Source organism: Nocardioides sp. (assembly GCF_035576065.1).
Lineage (GTDB): Bacteria > Actinomycetota > Actinomycetes > Propionibacteriales > Nocardioidaceae > Nocardioides.
On sequence record NZ_DATLWX010000015.1, the window covers coordinates 179,117 to 197,780 of the forward strand.

19 protein-coding genes and 1 pseudogene are annotated in these 18,664 nt (G+C 69.5%); 11 read left to right on the plus strand and 9 right to left on the minus strand.

What is annotated here, in order from left to right:
* Entirely contained in the window at positions 1-1,029 is a 1,029-nt protein-coding gene (locus VNJ48_RS08525) for an NAD(P)H-binding protein (protein WP_325601057.1), read from the plus strand.
* A gap of 14 nt (positions 1,030-1,043) precedes the next feature.
* Here the strand turns inward: VNJ48_RS08525 and VNJ48_RS08530 are convergent, their stop codons facing one another.
* The gene (locus VNJ48_RS08530) at positions 1,044-3,089 is read right to left on the minus strand and encodes a M3 family metallopeptidase (protein WP_325601059.1); all 2,046 of its coding nucleotides are present in this window, start codon (positions 3,087-3,089) and stop codon (positions 1,044-1,046) included.
* Between the two features lie 84 nt (positions 3,090-3,173).
* On the opposite strand from VNJ48_RS08530, the gene VNJ48_RS08535 reads away from it, so the two are divergent.
* From VNJ48_RS08535 to VNJ48_RS08545, 3 genes are all read left to right on the plus strand, one after another.
* On the plus strand, positions 3,174-4,259 hold the full coding sequence (locus VNJ48_RS08535) for a threonine aldolase family protein (protein WP_325601061.1): 1,086 nt from the start codon (positions 3,174-3,176) through the stop codon (positions 4,257-4,259).
* A gap of 35 nt (positions 4,260-4,294) precedes the next feature.
* The gene (locus VNJ48_RS08540; protein WP_325601063.1) at positions 4,295-4,759 is read left to right on the plus strand and encodes a hypothetical protein; all 465 of its coding nucleotides are present in this window, start codon (positions 4,295-4,297) and stop codon (positions 4,757-4,759) included.
* A gap of 347 nt (positions 4,760-5,106) precedes the next feature.
* On the plus strand, positions 5,107-5,655 hold the full coding sequence (locus VNJ48_RS08545) for a DUF4333 domain-containing protein (protein WP_325601065.1): 549 nt from the start codon (positions 5,107-5,109) through the stop codon (positions 5,653-5,655).
* A 147-nt stretch (positions 5,656-5,802) separates the two neighbouring features.
* Here VNJ48_RS08545 and VNJ48_RS08550 read toward each other — a convergent pair whose 3' ends face one another.
* The 4 genes from VNJ48_RS08550 to VNJ48_RS08565 all read right to left on the minus strand — a co-directional run bounded on the left by VNJ48_RS08550 (position 5,803) and on the right by VNJ48_RS08565 (position 8,503).
* On the minus strand, positions 5,803-6,774 hold the full coding sequence (locus VNJ48_RS08550; RefSeq protein WP_325601067.1) for a hypothetical protein: 972 nt from the start codon (positions 6,772-6,774) through the stop codon (positions 5,803-5,805).
* Positions 6,771-7,286 carry a SigE family RNA polymerase sigma factor gene (locus VNJ48_RS08555; protein ID WP_325601069.1) on the minus strand — a complete coding sequence of 172 codons (516 nt, stop codon included), beginning with the start codon at positions 7,284-7,286 and terminating at the stop codon, positions 6,771-6,773. Before VNJ48_RS08555 ends, VNJ48_RS08550 begins: the two co-directional genes overlap by 4 nt.
* Before the next feature lie 78 nt (positions 7,287-7,364).
* Positions 7,365-7,904 carry an AAA family ATPase gene (locus VNJ48_RS08560; protein WP_325601071.1) on the minus strand — a complete coding sequence of 180 codons (540 nt, stop codon included), beginning with the start codon at positions 7,902-7,904 and terminating at the stop codon, positions 7,365-7,367.
* A gap of 32 nt (positions 7,905-7,936) precedes the next feature.
* A complete protein-coding gene (locus VNJ48_RS08565; protein WP_325601073.1) occupies positions 7,937-8,503 on the minus strand; it encodes a GrpB family protein in 567 nt (188 codons plus the stop codon).
* Positions 8,504-8,588: 85 nt separating this feature from the next.
* On the opposite strand from VNJ48_RS08565, the gene VNJ48_RS08570 reads away from it, so the two are divergent.
* On the plus strand, positions 8,589-9,521 hold the full coding sequence (locus VNJ48_RS08570; protein WP_325601075.1) for an SMI1/KNR4 family protein: 933 nt from the start codon (positions 8,589-8,591) through the stop codon (positions 9,519-9,521).
* Positions 9,522-9,580: 59 nt separating this feature from the next.
* Here the strand turns inward: VNJ48_RS08570 and VNJ48_RS08575 are convergent, their stop codons facing one another.
* On the minus strand, positions 9,581-10,897 hold the full coding sequence (locus tag VNJ48_RS08575; RefSeq protein ID WP_325601077.1) for an HNH endonuclease signature motif containing protein: 1,317 nt from the start codon (positions 10,895-10,897) through the stop codon (positions 9,581-9,583).
* A gap of 189 nt (positions 10,898-11,086) precedes the next feature.
* On the opposite strand from VNJ48_RS08575, the gene VNJ48_RS08580 reads away from it, so the two are divergent.
* From VNJ48_RS08580 to VNJ48_RS08595, 4 genes are all read left to right on the plus strand, one after another.
* Complete coding sequence (locus VNJ48_RS08580) at positions 11,087-11,551, plus strand: DUF6461 domain-containing protein (RefSeq protein WP_325601079.1); 465 nt, start codon at positions 11,087-11,089, stop codon at positions 11,549-11,551.
* A 191-nt stretch (positions 11,552-11,742) separates the two neighbouring features.
* The gene (locus tag VNJ48_RS08585; protein WP_325601081.1) at positions 11,743-12,387 is read left to right on the plus strand and encodes a hypothetical protein; all 645 of its coding nucleotides are present in this window, start codon (positions 11,743-11,745) and stop codon (positions 12,385-12,387) included.
* A gap of 18 nt (positions 12,388-12,405) precedes the next feature.
* A complete protein-coding gene (locus VNJ48_RS08590; RefSeq protein WP_325601083.1) occupies positions 12,406-13,092 on the plus strand; it encodes a class I SAM-dependent methyltransferase in 687 nt (228 codons plus the stop codon).
* A 9-nt stretch (positions 13,093-13,101) separates the two neighbouring features.
* On the plus strand, positions 13,102-14,739 hold the full coding sequence (locus tag VNJ48_RS08595) for an ABC-F family ATP-binding cassette domain-containing protein (RefSeq protein WP_325601085.1): 1,638 nt from the start codon (positions 13,102-13,104) through the stop codon (positions 14,737-14,739).
* Between the two features lie 31 nt (positions 14,740-14,770).
* Here the strand turns inward: VNJ48_RS08595 and VNJ48_RS08600 are convergent, their stop codons facing one another.
* Positions 14,771-15,685: a homocysteine S-methyltransferase family protein gene (locus VNJ48_RS08600; RefSeq protein ID WP_325601087.1), complete on the minus strand. Its 915-nt coding sequence runs from the start codon at positions 15,683-15,685 to the stop codon at positions 14,771-14,773.
* A gap of 73 nt (positions 15,686-15,758) precedes the next feature.
* Here VNJ48_RS08600 and VNJ48_RS08605 point away from each other — a divergent pair, with 73 nt between their 5' ends.
* Positions 15,759-16,394 carry a helix-turn-helix domain-containing protein gene (locus tag VNJ48_RS08605; protein ID WP_325601089.1) on the plus strand — a complete coding sequence of 212 codons (636 nt, stop codon included), beginning with the start codon at positions 15,759-15,761 and terminating at the stop codon, positions 16,392-16,394.
* Positions 16,395-16,410: 16 nt separating this feature from the next.
* Here the strand turns inward: VNJ48_RS08605 and VNJ48_RS08610 are convergent, their stop codons facing one another.
* Positions 16,411-16,671 (minus strand): rhodanese-like domain-containing protein, encoded by a 261-nt coding sequence (locus tag VNJ48_RS08610; protein ID WP_325601349.1) that lies wholly within the window; start codon positions 16,669-16,671, stop codon positions 16,411-16,413.
* 60 nt (positions 16,672-16,731) lie between these two features.
* Positions 16,732-17,082 (minus strand): annotated as a pseudogene (gene trxA / locus VNJ48_RS08615) (thioredoxin); the annotation flags it as partial.
* A 90-nt stretch (positions 17,083-17,172) separates the two neighbouring features.
* Between trxA and VNJ48_RS08620 the strand changes: the two are divergent.
* The gene (locus VNJ48_RS08620) at positions 17,173-18,654 is read left to right on the plus strand and encodes a hypothetical protein (RefSeq protein WP_325601091.1); all 1,482 of its coding nucleotides are present in this window, start codon (positions 17,173-17,175) and stop codon (positions 18,652-18,654) included.
* Positions 18,655-18,664 lie beyond the last annotated feature (10 nt).

Below are 18,664 nucleotides of genomic sequence, written 5' to 3' on the forward strand. Positions count from 1 at the left end.
ATGCGCATCCTGGTGCTCGGGGCGACCGGCTACGTCGGTTCGCGGCTTGTTCCCTCCCTCCTCGACGAGGGCCACACCGTCGTGGCTGCCTCCTCCTCCCCGCCCGTTCCCGATCGGTTCGACTGGGGGTCTGCCGTCGACTGGATGCAGTGCGACGTCACCTCGGCCGACGGTGTGGCAGCTGCACTCGTCGACGTCGACGCGGTCTGCTACCTCGTGCACTCCATGAGCGGCCGGGAGTTCGCCGGTCGCGACCTGTTGGGCGCCGAGGTCGTACGCCGCGGTGTCGACGATGCGGGTGTGTCCCGGCTGGTCTACCTCAGTGGGCTGGTCCCGGACGTGCCGCGCGACGAGCTGTCCGCACACATCACCTCGCGGCTCGAGGTGGAGGAGGAGCTGCTCAGGTCGGAGGCATCCATCGTGGCCCTGCGAGCCGGGGTGATCATCGGCGCGGGGTCGACGTCGTTCGAGGTGATCCGACAGCTCGGGTCGCTGCTGGTCGTCCAGCCGATCCCATGGTGGCTGCGCTCGCGGGTCCAGCCGATCTCCGTGACCGACGCGGTCCGGGCGCTGGTGGAGGCGCTGTCCCCCGACTCGTCGCTGACCGGTTCGGTCGACATCGGTGGACCGGATGTCCTTCGCTACCCGCGTCTTCTGGCTGCCTACAGCCGTGCCGCGCGCCTGCTGCGGGTCCGGGTGCCCGTGTTCCTGGCGCCGCCGATGGTGGTCGCGGTGGGCACGGCCGGGCTGGTGCAGGCGCCCTTCTGGACCGTCACCGCACTCGTCGACTCGCTGCGTCACGACATGGTCTGCCGGCCCGCCTCCACGTGGGTCCCGGCGTCGGGTGGTGAGCTCATGAGCGTCCACGAGGCGATCCGGCGAGCCGTCGACGGTGTCGGTCTCGAAGGGGCGATGCCGAGCGACCCGGACTGGACGCGCCAGCGCACGCCGGTGCTCGACGCGCTGCGCGCCCCCCGGACGGTGCGAGCCGGCGCCAGCCTGGCCTGGCACCGGCTGCGCAGCCTGTAGCGAGACGCCCGGCGCTACTCCGCGCCGATCCGCTTCAGCAGGTGGGCGAGGTCCGGGTCGGTGCCGCGGAAGGACCGGTAGGACTCCATCGCGTCCACCGACCCGCCGGGGGCCAGCAGGGTGCGGCGGAAGCGCTCACCTGCTTCGCGGCTCAGGCCGCCCTGCTCCGTGAACCAGGCCACGGTGTCGGCGTCCATGATCTCCGACCACAGGTAGGAGTAGTAGGCCGCGGAGTAGCCCCCACCGAAGATGTGGTGGAAGTACGTCGAGCGGTAGCGCGGCGGCACCGGGCGGTAGCCCACCCCGGCCGCCTCGAGGGCCGCGAGCTCGAAGGCCTCGACGCCGTCGGTGTCCATGGGCAGGTCGGCCGCGGCCGTCTGGTGCCAGGCCTGGTCGACGATCATCGCGGCCAGCAGCTCGGCGTAGCGGTAGGTCTCCTTGCCGGAGGTGTCGAGCAGCTGGTCGCGCAGGTCGTCCGGCAGCGGATCGCCGGTCTCGTGGTGGCGTGCGTAGTCCGCCACGAGCCGGGGCTCGCGCGCCCAGATCTCGTTGACCTGGCTGGGGAACTCGACGAAGTCGCGGGGGACGGAGGTGCCGCTGCGGCTCGGGTAGCGGACGTCGGAGAGCAGTCCGTGCAGGTCGTGGCCGAACTCGTGGAAGAGCGTGATCACGTTGTCCCACGACAGCAGGCTCGGGCTGCCCGGGGCCGGCGGGGGGAAGTTGCAGGTGTTGGTGACGACCGGCGCGTCGCCCAGCAGAGCGCTCTGGTCGACGATGCTCGTCATCCAGGCGCCGCCCTGCTTGGTCGCACGCGTGTAGGGGTCGATGACCACTGCGCCGAGGACCCTGTCGTCCTCCTCGCGGACCTCGTAGACGCGGGCGTCGTCGGTGTAGCCGACGAGGTCCTCCCGCCTGTGGAAGGTGACGCCGTAGAGCGCGGTCGCAGCGGCGAAGACGCCGTGGACCAGCACGCGGTCGAACTCGAGGTAGGGACGCAGGGCGCCCTGGTCGAGGGCCGCCTCCTGCTGCCGAAGTCGGCTGTCGACGTACGCCCAGTCCCAAGGCTCCAGCGTGGCTCCCGGCTCGATCTCCTGGAGGTGGTCCTGGAGCTGCTCGCCACGCGCGCGGACGAGGTCGTATGCCGCCGGCCCGAGACGGCCGAGGATCTCGTTGACCGCCGCTGTGCTGCCGGCACACCCGTCCTCTGCGGCGTACGCCGCATGGTGGGGGTAGCCGAGCAGACGCGCCCGCTCGTCGCGAAGACGAGCCATGGTGAGGAGCACCTCGCGGGTGTCGTGCTCGCCGGGGCGGAGCCCACGGTCCGCGCTGGCCCGGAACACGCGCTCGCGGGTGGCGCGGTGGTCCAGGTCGGCCAGCACGGGCTGCCCGGTGGTGTTCGTGATGGTGAGCAGCCAGCCCTCGCGGTCGGTCGCCTGCGCCGCCTCGCGGGCCGCAGCCACGTCGTCGGCGCCGAGTCCCGCGAGCTCGGCTTCGTCGGTGACGAGCACGCCCGCGGCGTTGCGGCCGGCAACGAGCAGCTGGTCGAAGCGGGTCGAGAGGGTCGCGAGCTCCGTGTTCAGCTCGCGCAGCCGTGTCTGCTGCTCCGCCGGAATCGCGATGCCGCCGCGTTCGAAGTCCTTGAGGTTCTCGCGCAGCAGGTGTGCGTCCTGTGCGTCCAGGGTCACCTCACCGCCGTCTGCACGCGCCTTGAGCTCCGTCAGCCGGGCGTAGAGCTGTTCGTTGAGGAGGATCGCGTCCTCGTGCTGTGCCAGCTTGGGAGCGATGTCCTCCTCGATCGCGTCGCGCTCGTCATTGGTGTCGGCGGCCTTGGCGACCCAGAAGGCGTTCATGGCGCGGGTCAACAGGCTGCCGCTTCGCTCCCACGCCTCCAGGACGTTGGCGACGGTCGCTGGCTCGGTGCCCCTCGCCACCGCGTCGAGCTCGGCCAGGTGCTCGGCCATCCCCATCTCGATCGCCTCGCGGAAGTCCGCATCCGTGAGGTTGGCGTAGTCGGGCAGGTCGAAGGGCAGGGTCGACGGGCTCAGCAGCGAGTTGGTCATGACGCCATCCAAGCAGCCACCCGTGCGACGGCTCCGTGGCCCCCAAGTCCTCGAGGAGCCTTTGAGAAGTGGCAGGCTGGGCCGATGCCCGACCACCTGACCCGCTTTCGGGGCCTGACGGCCGCCTGCGACGCAACAGTCTTCTGGCACCCGGTCGAGACGCCGGGAGCAGCCCTGCGACGGCTCGCCGACCTGGCCGACGAGCTCGACGTCTCCTGGGACCAGTACGGCGCCCGCGGCCCGGTCGCGATGCTCGAGGAGCAGCTCGAGGCGCTGTTCGGCAAGCCGGCAGCCTTCTTCCCCAGTGGCGTGATGGCTCAGCAGTCCGCGCTCCGGGTGTGGTGCGACCGTTCGGGGACCAGCCGGGTGGCGATGCCGGACCTGTCGCACCTCCTGGTCCACGAGCAGGACGGCCCTCGTCGCCTGCACGGCTTCCAGGTCGAGCACCTGACCACGGGCGCGGAGGTCGCGACGGCGGAGGCGCTGCACGGAGTGGTCGGCCGGCTGGGGGCGGCGCTGGTGGAGCTGCCACTCCGGGACGCCGGCTGCCTGCTCCCCACCTGGCAGGAGCTGACCGACCTCTCGGCCGCTGCCCGCCACCGCGGCGTACCGCTCCATGTCGATGGCGCCCGGATCTGGGAGTCCCAGCCGTTCTGGGGGACGTCGCTCGCGGAGATCGCTGCGCTGAGCGACAGCATGTATGTCTCGTTCTACAAGGGACTCCGGGGGATCGCCGGGGCCGCACTGATCGGCTCGGAGGACTTCCTGGCGGAGGCGCGGGTGTGGCGGACCCGGATGGGCGGCACCCTGTATCGCTCGACCCCGGAGGCGCTGGCCGCGCTGCTCGGGCTCCGTGAGCTGCTGCCCCGGATGGGGGAGTGCCTGGCGTGGGCGCGGACGCTCGCGGCCGAGCTGCCGGCCCTCGGCATCATCGCCAACCCGGCGCAGCCGCACACGCCGACGTTCCTGCTGCACGCCGACGGCACCGACGATGCGGTCAACGAACGGCTGCTGGGAGTGATGGAGCGCGAGCGGCTGCGAATGACCGGGCTGTGGCGGGCGTCCCGCGAGCCCGGGCGGGTCATGACCGAGGTGGCCGTCTCCACCCCGGCTCTGGACCACGAGCCCCAGCGGATCGCGCAACTCCTGGCTGAGGTCGCCGTCGGCTGAAGCTCAGCGAGTGTGCATCTGGCACGCTGGCAGCCATGGGCTACCTGGTGGAGACAGCTGGACGAGTGCTGCTGCCCCTCGACCGCGAGGGGGCTGCCTTCGAGGCACTGAAGGCGGCGATGGCAGACCGGCGGGGCTGGTTCGACCCCGATGACCCGCAGTGGCCGGTCACGTCCTTGGCCGACCTCGCGACATGCGCCGCGACCTCGATCACCCGCGATGGCGAGTGGTTGGTCCTCGCCACCGACGAGGAGGGCGATCCGAAGTGGTCAGAGCAGGCGACTGCCTTCTATGCAGAGCTTGCGAATTGGGTGAGCGATGGCACGGTCAGGTTGTCTGGCGAGGACGGTTCGGAATGGGGCTACACGTTCTCAGCGGGTGGCCTGACCCCATCCGGGACCAACGGGTGGGACGGGTCGACCGAACCATTCGGGGACCCGGTCGAGGCAGACCCGTCCGCAGAGCGGCCCAAGCGACGAGCCTGGTTCCGCCGAGGCTGACCGCCGGTCTCCGCGAGTCTTCTCCCAACATCCGAGGGCTCATCGGCGAACACGCATCGCGGCTACTAAGAGACTTCCCACAGGATCGGGGTCTGGCCAGACTCTGGTCTAGTTGATCGGCGGGACGGAATGCCGCAACGGCTCGATCGGCCCACGCTCAGAGGCGCCAAGAGAGGGCGGCCTGGCCGACGAGCTCTTCGACCTCTTCCACGACAGGTCCGGTCGTACGTCTGGTCTAGATGGATGGGGCAAGGATGACCGATCTGCGGCCGACACCGCGCAACGAGGACAGACTGCTCCTCCAACGGTCGGCCCTCGGTCGCCCCAATTTTCTGAACGAGGTCGCCATGCCTATGTCCCCGCGCCCCGCTGCTCGGGCAAGCCTGCTGACGGCGCTGATCCTGGCGGTCCCGCTGCTCGGTGCCTGCAGCGGCGAGGTCTCGGTCGGATCCGGCGACCCCACGGTCACCCAGGCGGAGCTCGAGAAGGCCGTGGCCGCTCGGATCACCGGCGAGGATGCCGACCAGGTCGAGGTCGTCTGCCAGGACGACCTGACCGCCGAGGTCGGCGCAACCCAGGACTGCAAGGCCACGGCTGCCGGAACCAGCACCGGCATCCGGCTCACGGTGGACGCCGTCGAGGGCGAGGAGGTCGAGTTCAGCCAGACCCTGTTCATCTCCGAGACCGAGCTCGCCTCGGGCGTCGACAGCTACTTCACCGACCAAGGGATCGAGGTCACCGGAGTCACCTGCGACGGCGAACTGATCGGCGAGGAGGGGGAGTCCGCCATGTGCGAGGTCACCTCCAGCTCCGACGGCGACGCCACCGTGCGGGCCACCACCTCGGACGTCGATGGCCTCACGGTCAACTTCAGCATCGAGGTCGTCGAGGCCTGAGCCCCTGTTGGACGCTGACGGCCACCGGGCAACGCTTGCGGTGTCGGGGGTGCGCCAGCTCACCGAGTGGATGTTGACGTACCACTCCGGGGCGTTCGTCGGGTCCCCCGCATATGCGGCGACCTCCGCGCACGGGGTGACTCCGGGTCACTGCTGCGCAGGCGTCAGCGGCAGCACGATCTTCCAGTTCTCCAGGTGCAGGTACATTTCACCGCGGTATCGGGTGAGGTGGCGAACGTTCTCGACCACCTCAGGTAGCGGGGCGGCACGGTCGCAGTCGGGTGCCTGGGAGTCGAGTGCCACGAAGGAGTCGGTGAGGACGAACTCGCCATCGATGAGGCTGAACCCGGCCTCCCAGCTCTGGCAGCCGTCCCACACCTGCACCCGGTCCCCGTCGACGGTCATGCGCAGGTCGAGGTCGCGGTAGGTGTCGTACTCCTGAGGGTTGCCGGCGATGATGGCCACCCACTCGCCCTGGAGCTCTGCACCATCAACCCCGCCGCCCTCGGGCCCGGTCCTGGTGTCGCTCGTCGGCAGGCCACTCTCCTGGGTGAACGTGTCGACCTGCGTGACACCGTCCGACTCGAACACCCCCACCGTCCGCGGCTCACCGTCACCGGCGCCGGGCTCCCACGGTGGCTCCTCCTCCAGGTCGGCTGCGTGCACGTATCCCTCCACGCCGCAGTTCCCGATGGCGGCCATCAGGTCAGGGTGCGGCCTCCCATCCCGGCCACCTGCGCCGTAGGTGAGGCCGTTGGCGTTGGTGGGATAGTTCGGTCCTTGCGGGAGCGGGATAGCACCGGCGGTTCGTGGTCCATCTGTTGCGCATTCGGTCCTGGCGGTCGGGTCAGCCGCAGCATCCGGGTCGTGACGGTCCGTGTCGTTGCTTCCCGTCGCGGACAGCCCGACCGCACCACCGCCGACGACCAGGGCGACAGCGACCAGACTGGCCGCGACCACCCGTCGGTTCCTGCGCCGCTTCCCCTGTCGTGCGGCGCTCAGCAGCGTCGGCAGTGGGACGGCGCGGTGGGGAAACGTCTCCGCCAGGCGTTCGAGGAGGGCTTCCGTTTCGGCGTCCTCGAGGTGGTCGCGGGCCGGGTCGTTCGTGGGGTCGTTCATCGGGTCGTCCCGTCGCGGAGGGAGGTCAAGTGGGGGTCGGCAGCGAGGTGCCGGTGCGCTCGGGAAAGGCGGCTCTTGACCGTCCCCTCGGGGACGCCGAGCGCCTCGGCTATCTGGCGTTCGCTGAGGTGCAGGTAGTGCCGCAGGACCACGACCTCGCGGTGCCTGGCCCCGAGTCCGGCGAGCGCGCGAGCCACGGCGTCGGCCCCGTCGACGGCGTCGGCGCCGTCCGCGCCATCCGAGGTGAAGGACTCAGGGAGGTCGGAGGTGGGACGTTCCTGCCACCACTTCCTCCGTCGCGAGCGGGCGAACTCGTTGACGAGCATCCGGGCGACGTACGCATCGGGATGTGCCGCTGCCGCCACTCGGCTCCACGAGACGTAGCAGCGCATCAACACGGTCTGCGCGAGGTCCTCGGCCTCGTGGTGGCCGGCACCGAGCAGCACTGCGGACCGCGCCAGCGACAACCATCGGCCGCTGGCGAACGCCGCGAAGTCGTCGTCCCGACTCATGTGCCAACCCCCTTTCACCTGTTAGAGGACGTAGCGGCACCGAACAGTTCCCTGGCCGCCGAGAAATCTCCCTGCTCCTCAGCCCGAGGTGGGGCTCCAGGCGAGCACCTCGTCACGCAAGGCTTCGGGGGAGAGCGAGCTGTCGAGTCGAAGGACGGGACAGGTCAGCCTCGTGAGCCAGTCCTCGTGGGCCGCGCGACTGCGGCCCGTGAACGAGGGGTCGTCGTATCCGCGAGCCCACGCGAGGAACGCGCTCAAGGCCGCCTCGTCCACCGGACCTCCCTGGCGTCGCACGCGCTCGCGGGCTTCGATGCGTCGGAGGCGTTCAGCCGGGTCCAGCGTGAGGAACACGACGGCGTCGCAACGCGCCACCACGCTCTTGCCCCACCCGAGCATCGAGCCCGACACGACCCAGGCCTCGCGCGGCAGGAACACCTGCTCCATGAGCGCGATGCGTTCCGCGTCGGGTCGCTTGTCGACGTACGGCGGATCAGTGGGCACCCAGAAGTAGTCGTCCGCATCTGCGTGAGGTACGGCCCAGGCGTCGGCGACGGCCCGCGCGAGGGTGGTGGTTCCGGCGCCGCTCGCGCCCGTCACGTGGAGTCTGGAGCGTTGCATCGGAGCATCGTCCCAGAGGAGTCTCGTCCGGCTCAGGGCCGCCAGCCCGTCTCTGCTGCCCAGTCTTCGGCGAGAGCCATCAGCAGAGGTTGCGCGCTCGCCTTCAGCTGCCCGTAGGTGTGGATGTCAGGGCCCTCCTCGGCGAGGCGCATCTTGAACCGGCCCCACGTGTCGCGGTGGTCGTCGTTTGCTCTGAGGAAGTCGCGGAAGAGCAGTGAGTACCGAGCGGTTTGGGCGCCCGCCTCGCGGACATGGACGTTGACCCTCCTGCCGCCGACGGGGGGCGCGAACACCCGCTTCGGACAGGTGACCGCCCCCAGTGCCTCCGTCCGGTTCCAAACCTCTGGTCTCTCTCGGAATCCCGCTTCGGTGAGAGGACTGAGATCCGTGTCGGCGAGGGACACGACGCGCACCATCAGGTCGATGCAGTCCTTGGCGGGCAGGCCGGGGACGGACGTGGAACCGATGTGATCGACCGCGCGCGTGCCGGGAAGCATCCGCCCGAGCCTGGCGGTGAGCTCCAGGCCAACGGTTGCCCACTCGGGTCTGTACGGCACAACCTCGACGATCTTGGCAGACTTCTCGTCCGGAAACGGCACAGCGGGAGTCTCCCAGAGACCAACGCGGTTGGCGCGTGCTCGCGGCATGCACGTCAGGATGGGCCCTGTGCAGATGGTCAGGGGTTTGAGTGCATTGGTGGACCGGCTGGAGACGCTCGAGGGCCTGGTGCTCCTTCCGGGCCGCACGCTCCGGCGGATCCAGGCCGGAGAGACCAACGCGTTGATGGCTGCGAACTTTCTGGTGCTGGGACCTGCCGAGCCGAGCCGGGCATCGTGGGCACCGTGGTTCTCGGTTGCGGTGCTACGTCGTGTTCCATGGGGATCAGCGCCTCCTCACGAACTGGCGGAGGCCTGGTTCCGCCCCCACAGCGCCGTGTCCGGGGACTTCGATGGGATGTTCGGCGACGAGGATGTGCCCACAAGCCTCGCCATCCCGTCCGGCATGTCGCTCGACGAGCGAGTGCGCTGGTGGTCCAAGGCCGTCCTCATCCAGGCGTGGGTGCGCCATGACACGGCGACACCGCAGGCGTTGCGGCCCGCGAGTCAGGTGGAGGCTGTGGCGTGTGAGGAGCGGATCGGAGTCCTGATCCCGCAGTCGTTGCGTACCTACCATCTGGCGCTCGGGGCCAGCGAGACTCTCGAAGAGATCCTGCCCCTCACGCCGCGTGGCTACGAGGCGTTCGGGCCGCTCCTTGACGCCTTTCCGGGCATCCCAGATCTCCTGGAGACGCTGCCGGATCGCATCGCCATCCTGGAGCAGGTCGACTCGCTGGTTGCCTTCGGGTCGTATCTCGGCAACGGCAACTACTGGTGCTTCCACCGGGACGACGGATCAGTGTGGTACTTCGACCATGACGGCGGTCAGGCCGCCGGATGGCGTGGAGGTGACGGCACCGCCGTCCTCACCCGCATGTTCGACGACGTCGGCGAATACTTCGATGCGCTGACGGTGATCGCCATAGGGCAAGCGCACGAGGCGCTCGGGGGTCAGGACTTCAGCGAGGTCGAGCTGCGCGCGATGCTGGGGGACCAGCGGGTCTCGACCTGGTTGTACTGAGGCCACCGTTCAGGGCCATCGGGGCATCGCCGGTATTGCGTTCGGTTCTTGCGTTGGGCCTACGTCCGCCGGTGGAAGGCGACCTTCCCGCCGGGGAGATGGGTGGTCTCGTAGCGGGGGTCGTGGATGACCCGGTGGTGGCGGTGGCACAGGAGTCGGCCGTCGTCGACGTTGGTCAGGCCGCCGTCAGACCACCGGATGTCGTGGTGGGCGTGACAGGCGGCCGGAGGCAGGTCGCAGCCGTCGGCAGTGCACCCCCGGTCGCGCAGGGCGAGGGCGACGCGTTGGGCCTTGGTGTGGAAGCGGCGGGTGCGGCCAAGGTCGAGGATCTCGGACCTCCCGCCCAGGACGGCAGGGATGATCCCGGCCTCGCAGGCCAGTCGGCGGGCCTGCGATGCGCTGATCCGGGTGCCGGTGTCGAGCGACGCGGCCTCGAGGCCGCCGGTGAGGGTCGCAAGGGACAACGTCACCACTGCTGTGACGGAGACACCGCCGGACGAGGGAAGACGGTCAGCCGGGTAGCACTCGATCCAGTCGATGAAGGCCCACCCGAGCCGGGCGTGCAGAGGTCGCGAGTCGTGGTCGGGGGAGTCGTCGGCATTCAGGAGGGCGCTGACGCGGGTGGGAGCGACGATGGCCATCAGCTGTCTGCGGAACATCTCCGCCGCTACGGTCGGGAGGGTGAACCGACCGGTCGTGGTGCCGTTGCCGTCGTCGCGCAGGGTGAGGGCGACCTTGCGATCGGCGGCCGCTTCCTCGTCTGCCAGCGCCTTGGCCTCCGCGGCTTCGACCACTTCAGGGGCCGCAATGTCGAGGATCCGACGTCCGAGCAGTCTCAATGCCTTCGCGTCGTGAGCCTTCGCGAGGACCAACAAATGTTCGATCGCACGCCCCTTCAACACCGCGGGTGCCTCGGCTGTCGTGGGGAGCTCCCCAAGGGAGGAGGGGATCTCCTCGACAGCATGGACGATCGCCGACGCCTGGTCGGCGTGGATCTGCCCGCTGGCGAGCCCGGCCTGGACCGGGGCATACACCTCGTCGCTCAACAGCCTCCCGAGCCGGGTCAGCCGGTTGGCCTCGGGCCGGGTCAACCGCGAGCGTCGCGCCCACCACTGCCCGGTGTGTCGCGCGCCGATCGAGTCCCCGAGGCGCCGCCGGTCAGCTTCGCCGACCGCGGCGGTCACCGCGCCGGCGCCCCGGTCGGCCAACCGGGTCGCGGCGTCGAGCAACACCGTCAGGTCCTCGTCGGAGAGCGCCGTCGGGGAGAGCGAGAACAGGGCGTCGTACGCCGTGTCCAGCTGCGCGATCGCAGCGGACAGGACCGGCGACGGGGGAGTGGGGACCCCAGGAGCACGCCACTCCTCGATGTCGGACATCAGTTGCTCCTCCCCGCATGTCGGCCGGATCCCGGACCATCAGTCCGGGGGACAGGCAGCGGGGTGGAGGCTGAACGAGTCAGGAGAACGATGACCACTGTCTGGGATTAATCGTACGCCTGTTCGAGCATCGATGGAGAGGCTTCTACTCACTGGTGGATGATCGGCCCGTATCCTCCCGACCACGCGATGGCTGACGCGACGACAGATCCACCAGCACTAGTCTCGGCGGCATGGATCACGAAGGTGTCGACTACTCGGCCTTGTTCGACAACGCGGGAATCGACGGAGAGTCCCGCTGACGGTCCTGCTTGTCAGGGGTGGCACGCACGATCGAACATCCAGGCCCACGAGCGGTTCGGATGCGCTCGCGACGGGGTGCTCGTCTTCGACGCACATGAGTTCATGTACGTCGACGAGACCGAGAAGGGGACGGTGCCTCCCGAACTGCGGTCGATGTTCGATTCGGTGTGGGTCGACCTGGATGCCGACGACGACTCCGGCAATGACTCCGAAGACGATGATTGGGCGAGCGGCTTCGTCGGGTACGACATGGCTGCTACCTGCACCGGGGTCGTCGTCACGGAAGAGGATCTCCGCCGCGCTGTCGAGCAGGGCTACCACCGGGTGCGGACACTGACCTACCGCAAGTGACCCCGTGCGACCCCAGCCGCGATCGTGTAGGCGTGGGGCGGCTCTTCTCACCCTCGCTGAAGGTGCCCGGCGCCGCGAGCGGCCCTGATTCCACCGCACGGGGTGGGCAGTCCTCAAGCCAATCTGTCTGCGGCGCAGATCCGAATTGTTCCTGACAGGCACGATGACTGCGACGAAGGAACGTGTGTCCCATGGCTACTCTCACCTCCACCCCCAAACGGGTCCTTGCCGGCATCGCGGCAGCCGCAGTCCTCGTCGTCCCTCTCGCGTCCTGCGGCTCCGACGAGTCCTCGGCTCCCGAGCCGGTCGCCGCCATCGACGACCTCAGCGGAGAAAGCACCGCGATCGCCCTCGACAAGGGCTTCACCGACGCTTTGACGTCGCTCAAGCTGACGCCCGGCGTCACGGGTAGCGCCAAGCTGACCGACGGCTCGCTCATCTTCCCGATCACTGGCGGCAACGTCTCGGTCTTCGAGCCCGGCTCGGTCCCCAACTACGTCGTCGGCCAGATCCAGCACGAGGGGTCAGGGCTCTCCCTGAGCGCGGGCGGCACGAAGGTCCTGCTGACCAACTTCAACGTGGACCCCGGCGTCTCTCGTGTGTACGGCGACGTCACCGTCAACGGCAAGGTCGCGGCAACGAGCGCCTATCTCTTCCAGCTCAACGGCAGCACGCTGAAGCCGCTGCAGACCAAGGGCAAGACCGCGATCCTCCAGGGCACGAAGGTCCTCATCTCCAAGGTGGCGGCCCCCCTGCTCAACGACACCTTCAAGACCGACGCCGTCAAGCCCGGACTCCTGGTCGGGGTCGCCAAGATCACCGTCAACACCAAGTGATGGTCGGCTGACACGCTCGTGTCCGCGACCACCACGTCCATTCCACTGGCTCCGATCAGTACGGCGGCGGCACTCGACGATGCCTTCGCCGGGACGCCCTGCGACCTCGTGCTGGCGGACGGGCGACGCATTCCCCTGGCCACCGAGCGCTGGCGACGTTCGGCCTCGACGATTGACGTCGCCCTGTTCGTCGAGCGCTGCACGGGGCCGACCATGGATCTCGGATGCGGCCCCGGGCGGCTCGCGGAAGCTCTGCAGCGCCGCGGGGTGGACGTGCTAGGGGTGGACATCTCCGCGGAGGCGGTCCGGCAGACCCGCGCTCGGGGCGCCCGTGCGCTGCGCCGCGATGTCTTCGACGCCCTGCCCTGGCTCCATACCTGGGCACACGTGATCCTCGCCGACGGCAACATCGGCCTGGGCGGCAAGCCGCATCTCCTGCTGGGACGGGTGGCCGCACTGCTGGCGCCCGGCGGGTCCGCGCTGGTGGAGCTGGCTGGGAGCGGGACGGTCGCCGTCCAGGAGGGGGCGCGGCTGGTCGTCGGTGCACGGGAGAGCCGTCCGTTCGACTGGGCAACCGTCGGGGTCGCCGGGATCCACGACGTGTCCGCGGACGCCGGTCTCGTCGTGGCCGATGTGGTGGTCGTAGCGGGACGCCACGTCGCGACCTTGCGCCACCGTGGGTGGAGGACCCGCCCCAGCGTCTAGGCTGCGCCGGTGAGCGGCACCCTGGTAGCGAAGGAACTGGCCGGTGGCCACGGACACCGCACCCTCTTCGAGTCCCTTGACCTGACGGTCGCCCCCGGCGACGTGGTCGGGGTGGTGGGCGCGAACGGCGCCGGCAAGTCGACCTTGCTGCGGCTGTTGAGCGGTGAGGCGGTGCCGATGGCGGGCACCGTGACCACCGCCCCGGCAGACGCCTTCGTCGGCTGGCTCCCGCAGGAGCACGAACGGATCCCGAGGGAGACCGTGGGCGGCTACCTCGCGAGGCGGACGGGCGCTGCCGCGGCGACCGAAGCGATGGAGGCTGGCGCGACGGCCCTCGAAGTTGATGCCCCCGGCGCCGCCGACGACTATGCCGTGGCTCTCGACCACTGGCTGGCCAGCGGTGCCCCCGACCTCGAGGACCGAGCGCCCGCCACCCTCGCCGAGCTCGGTCTCAGCCTCGGCCTCGACGCGCTCATGACGTCCCTCTCCGGCGGCCAGGCAGCGCGCGTCGCCCTGGCGGCACTGCTGCTCAGTCGCTTCGACGTCGTGCTGCTCGACGAGCCGACCAACGACCTCGACCTGGAGGGCCTCGAGCGGCTCGAGTCCTTCGTCCGCGGCCTCCGGGCCGGCGTCGTGCTCGTCTCGCACGACCGTGAGTTCCTGGCCCGCTGCGTCACCCGGGTCGTCGAGCTCGACCTCGCGCAGCAGCAGGTGTCGGTGTACGACGGCGGCTACGACGCCTTCCTCGAGGAGCGGGCCGTCGCTCGTCGTCACGCGCGCGAGGCCTACGACGAGTTCGCCGACAAGAAGGCCGACCTCCAGGCGCGGGCACGCACCCAGCGGGAGTGGAGCTCGCAGGGAGTCCGCAACGCGATGCGCAAGGCTCCCGACAACGACAAGATCCGGCGCAAGGCCCAGACCGAGTCGTCGGAGAAGCAGGGTCAGAAGGTCCGCCAGATGGAGTCGCGGATCGCGCGCCTCGAGGAGGTCGAGGAACCGCGCAAGGAGTGGGCGCTGCAGTTCGACATCGCGGCGGCCCCACGGTCGTCGAGCGTGGTCGCCACGCTCGATGGGGCCACCGCCCGCCGAGGTGACTTCGTCCTCGGACCGGTGTCGCTACAGGTCGCGGCGGGGGACCGGATCGCGATCACGGGTCCCAACGGCGCAGGCAAGACCACGCTGCTGGAGCTGTTGCTGGGCCAGGTCGCGCCTGATGACGGGCGCGCGTCCCTGGGAGCCAGCGTCGCGGTGGGCGTGATCGACCAGGCCCGAACCTCGCTGCCCGACGACCTCCCCCTCGGTGACGCGTTCGAGGGCGCCATACCCGCCATGACCTCAGCGGAGGTGCGGACGCTGCTGGCGAAGTTCGGGTTGAAGGCTGATCAGGTCGCCAGCCTGGTGGGACGGCTCTCGCCCGGTGAGCGCACGCGGGCGGCGATGGCGCTGCTCCAGGCGCGCGGGGTCAACCTGCTCGTGCTAGACGAGCCCACCAACCACCTCGACCTGCCCGCGATCGAGCAGCTCGAGCAGGCGCTGGACACCTACGACGGGACCTTGTTGCTCGTCTCCCACGACCGCCGGCTGCTGACCAACGTCCGGCTCGACCAGCGGTGGGACGTGGAGGCCGGGCGGGTGCAGGTGCGCTGAGCCATGGGCGGACGTGCTGTGCGCCAGTGGTTCACAGACCCCAGAGCGCCGCGACGTCGCGTGTGTCGGTGCCGCAGCAACCGCCGATCACCCTCAGGCCGGCAAGCCGCGCGCGGAGGGCGTCGTACGACGAGGTCAGGAGCTCGAGGTCGCCGGGGTCGAGCTCTTCTGCCAGGTCCAGCTCGGCGTGGCTGAGAGTGGACGCGTTGGGATTGACCTGGACGATGCGAGTGAGCCACTCGCCGTCGTCGAGGGCGGGCGCGATGTGGGTGGGGTGAGCGCAGTTGACGACGAACCCGTCAGGCTGTTCTTCGGCGTCGACGAGTTCGATGGCTTCGCGCAGCGTGGTGCCGTCCGGCAAGCGGCCGTCGGTCTCGACGGTGAACCCGACCAGCACCGGCACGCCGGCTCGTCGGGCAGCACGAGCAATCCCGATGCCTTCCTCGGGACCCGTCAGCGTGTATGCCGCGACAACGTCGGCGCCCGCAGTGGCGAACGCCTCCACCTGTCCGCGGTGGTAGTCGGCCGCATCGTCGGGGTCGGCCTTCTCACCCGCGACGTAGCCATCGCCGCGTGGGCCGATTGCTCCGATGATGCGCACGTCGTCGACGTCGTTGAAGGACTGTCGCAGGTGGTCGAGGAATGCGATCGCCGCACGATTCACGCGGTCGAGCGCGGCCCCGTCGTATCCCACCTTGGCCCCCCAATCCGGGTTCGCACGCCAGGTCGGCGACTCCATCGTGAGGCCCGCACCAACGTTGCGAGCGACAGTGGCATACCCCTCGTAGTAGGTCCGCAGCATGCCCCGGCCTCGCTCGTCCTCGACGAGCGGGAACGCGGCAAACTCTGGAAGGTCGACGCCGTGGTTGAAGATCAGGTCGGTCTCCAGGCCGCCGTCGCTCACATATCGACCGGTTAGCCAGGATGGCTGGACGAGAGTGCTCATCGATACTTCTTCCACCGTGAAACAGACTGATTGGTCTGTTGTACCAGACTGCTTAGTCTGATACAAGAGCCTCATGCCAACCGATGGAACAGTCAACCGCGAGCGGATCCTCGATGCAGCAGAGCATTTGGTCATCGAGAACGGATTCTCGGCCACGTCTGTCGATCAGGTCATCAAGGCCGCCGCGACCTCCAAGGGCGCGTTCTTCCACCACTTCGCCACCAAGCTCGACCTCGCGCAGGCCCTGACGACGCGGTATGTCAACGCGGATCTCGGTCACCTTCGTGCTGCGCTCCAAGCAACCGCCACCGCTGCGGACCCTGCGGAGCGGGTCGTTGCGTTCGTCCGACACTTCGAAGAGGCCGCCGACGAAATGATGTCGGCGCAGAGCAGCTGTCTCTATGTCGCGGTGCTCACCGAGCAGCAGCTCGTCACCAACGGCACCGCTGATCTGATCAACCGAGCCATCGAGGCCTGGCGCAAGGAGATCGCAGACCTCCTGACGGCGGCTGCGGCGTCTCGTGACGTCGACCTCGATGACCTCGATGCCCTCGCTGACCACGTGTTCGTCACGTTCGAGGGAGCTTTTCTGCTGTGCCGTTCCACCGGCTCGTCCGAGCACATGCGGGCGCAACTCCGGGTGCTGCGACATCTGCTCGGCGCCGTGCTCGGCCTACCTCGCGCGGAGCGGATCGTAGGAAACGCCTGATCGCGTCGGCGCCGCCTCAGCGGTCGAGCGGCCAGCCGCGCTGACCCCAGCCCTGGGTGCCCTCGGTGACGTTGAAGGCGTCGACTCCCTGGGCCTTCAGGTAGTCGGCGATCGCGCGGCTGCGACCGCCGCTCTGACAGATCACCATGACCTGGCGGTCGGTCGGGACGTCCGCAAGCCGCTCCGGCACGTCGTTCATCGCGATGTGTACGGCGCCGGGGACGTGTCCGGCCGTGAACTCGTGGTCCTCCCGCACGTCCAGCACGAAGGCGCCCATGGCGTGCGCCGCGGCGAAGTCGTCGAGGGTGACCTCACCGGACGCGGCTGCGTCCTGGGCGGCGCTCGCCTGGCGGCGTACGTCGTCCATGTCGAGCCCACGCGCCTGCTCGATGACGTCGCCGAGGGCCTTCGGGGGCAGGGCGCCGGCCTGGTTGAAGAGCAGGATGCCGTCGCGGAAGAGCATCAGCGTCGGGATCGAGGTGATGCCCGCCTGCGCGGCCAGCTCCTGCTCGGCCTCGGTGTCGACCTTGCCGAACGTGATGTCCGGATGGGCCGCAGCGGCCGCCTCGAAGACGGGCGCGAACTGACGACACGGGCCACACCAGGAGGCCCAGAAGTCGACGATGGTGATGCCCTCGCTGGTGACGGTCTGCTCGAAGGACTCGGCGGTCAGCTCGACGGTGCTCATGCGCTCCAGACTACGTCGGGGAGGGCGCCACCCTTGTCCGGGCTGCACGCTTCGCCGTACCGTCTCGGGAACCGACTCGTTGGAGTGACCATGCCCCTGAGCCCCCGACCAGCTGCCCGGCGTCTCCTCCTCACCCTGCTGGCCGGCGTGCTCGCGGCCGGCGGGCTGCTCGCCGTCACGGGTGGTGGCGCCCAGGGCGGTCGGGAGCCCCTGCCGGTCCCGCGCGCCGACTGCGGCAAGGGCTCGCGGCCAGAGACCGACATCCAGGGTCGGGTGCCGGCCAGCGACTACGCGTCCGGCCGGGTCGACCGCGGCTATCGCTGCAACGCCCGGGCAGTTGCGCACCGGGGCACGTCGGGCGGCTTCAAGGTGCATCGCTTCACCGACGCCAAGGGCCACACCTGCGCCTTCTACGACAGCACGCTCGTCTTCCCCCGCGACCTCGTCTACAACCTCACGTCCGGCCTCGGCGTCATCGTGCTGGCGATGGACGACCCGAAGAAGCCACGACAGACCGCCACGCTCACCACGCCGGCCATGCAGAGCCCGCACGAGTCCCTGCTGCTCAACAGGAGGCGAGGGCTCCTCGTCGCCTCGCTCGGGACCGCAGCGACCTATCCCGGAGTCCTCGACGTCTATGACGTCAAGAGCGACTGCCGCCATCCCCGGTTGCTCTCCAGCACCCCCAGCGGCGTGCTCGGTCACGAGAGCGGCTTCGCCCCCGACGGCCGGACGTTCTGGACGGCCAGCACCTCCGGGACGCTCGTCGCGATCGATCTCGCCGACCCCCGGCTGCCCACCCCGATCATGGTCCAACCGGGTGTCAGCTATCACGGTCTGCGCTTCTCCGCTGACGGCGACACGATGTATGCCGCCAACATCGGCAACCCCGACCTGTCGACGCTCGACCTGATGGGGGGCACCGGCCTCGACATCCTGGACGTCAGCGCCGTGCACGACCGGGTGCTCGGAGCGAGGCCGACCGTGCTCTCCAAGCTGACGTGGCCAGAGGCGTCGATCCCGCAGTCGGCCGAGCCCTTCACCCAGGACGGCCACGACTACCTGCTCGAGATGGACGAGTACGCCGACCTGTTCTCGCTCAAGGGCGTCTCCGACCAGCCCAACGCGCCCGTCGGAGCGGGCCGGATCATCAACGTCGACGACCCGCGCCGCCCGTTCGTCGTCTCCCACCTCCGGCTCGAGGTGCACCAGCCCGAGGTGCACGGAGGCGAGCAGTACGCCGATCCCGGCGCCAACTTCCCGGCGCAGGGCTACGCCGGTCACTACTGCTCCGTGCCGAGGCGCACCAACCCGAAGATCGCCGGCTGCTCGATGATCCTCTCGGGACTGCGGCTCTTCGACATCAGCGACGTGGAGCGCCCGCGCGAGGTGGCCTACTTCAACCGGCCCCAGCGGCCGGGCAGCCGCCCGGGCTTCCCGGACGTCGCCGGCTCCTACGCGATGTCGGCCCCGGCATGGGACCCGAAGCGCGGATCGGTCTGGTACACGGACGCCAACTCGGGGTTCTACAACGTCAAGCTGACCAACGGGGTCGAGCAGCTGCTGCGCTGACGATCACAGG

Bases quoted from the DNA above. Each gene is read 5' to 3' on its own strand.
- VNJ48_RS08525 (WP_325601057.1), top strand. From the start codon at position 1: ATGCGCATCCTGGTGCTCGGGGCGACCGGCTACGTCGGTTCGCGGCTT.
- VNJ48_RS08530 (WP_325601059.1), bottom strand. From the start codon at position 3,089: ATGACCAACTCGCTGCTGAGCCCGTCGACCCTGCCCTTCGACCTGCCC.
- VNJ48_RS08535 (WP_325601061.1), top strand. From the start codon at position 3,174: ATGCCCGACCACCTGACCCGCTTTCGGGGCCTGACGGCCGCCTGCGAC.
- VNJ48_RS08540 (WP_325601063.1), top strand. From the start codon at position 4,295: ATGGGCTACCTGGTGGAGACAGCTGGACGAGTGCTGCTGCCCCTCGAC.
- VNJ48_RS08545 (WP_325601065.1), top strand. From the start codon at position 5,107: ATGCCTATGTCCCCGCGCCCCGCTGCTCGGGCAAGCCTGCTGACGGCG.
- VNJ48_RS08550 (WP_325601067.1), bottom strand. From the start codon at position 6,774: ATGAACGACCCCACGAACGACCCGGCCCGCGACCACCTCGAGGACGCC.
- VNJ48_RS08555 (WP_325601069.1), bottom strand. From the start codon at position 7,286: ATGAGTCGGGACGACGACTTCGCGGCGTTCGCCAGCGGCCGATGGTTG.
- VNJ48_RS08560 (WP_325601071.1), bottom strand. From the start codon at position 7,904: ATGCAACGCTCCAGACTCCACGTGACGGGCGCGAGCGGCGCCGGAACC.
- VNJ48_RS08575 (WP_325601077.1), bottom strand. From the start codon at position 10,897: ATGTCCGACATCGAGGAGTGGCGTGCTCCTGGGGTCCCCACTCCCCCG.
- VNJ48_RS08580 (WP_325601079.1), top strand. From the start codon at position 11,087: ATGGCTGACGCGACGACAGATCCACCAGCACTAGTCTCGGCGGCATGG.
- VNJ48_RS08585 (WP_325601081.1), top strand. From the start codon at position 11,743: ATGGCTACTCTCACCTCCACCCCCAAACGGGTCCTTGCCGGCATCGCG.
- VNJ48_RS08600 (WP_325601087.1), bottom strand. From the start codon at position 15,685: ATGAGCACTCTCGTCCAGCCATCCTGGCTAACCGGTCGATATGTGAGC.
- VNJ48_RS08605 (WP_325601089.1), top strand. From the start codon at position 15,759: ATGCCAACCGATGGAACAGTCAACCGCGAGCGGATCCTCGATGCAGCA.
- VNJ48_RS08610 (WP_325601349.1), bottom strand. From the start codon at position 16,671: ATGGGCGCCTTCGTGCTGGACGTGCGGGAGGACCACGAGTTCACGGCC.
- VNJ48_RS08620 (WP_325601091.1), top strand. From the start codon at position 17,173: ATGCCCCTGAGCCCCCGACCAGCTGCCCGGCGTCTCCTCCTCACCCTG.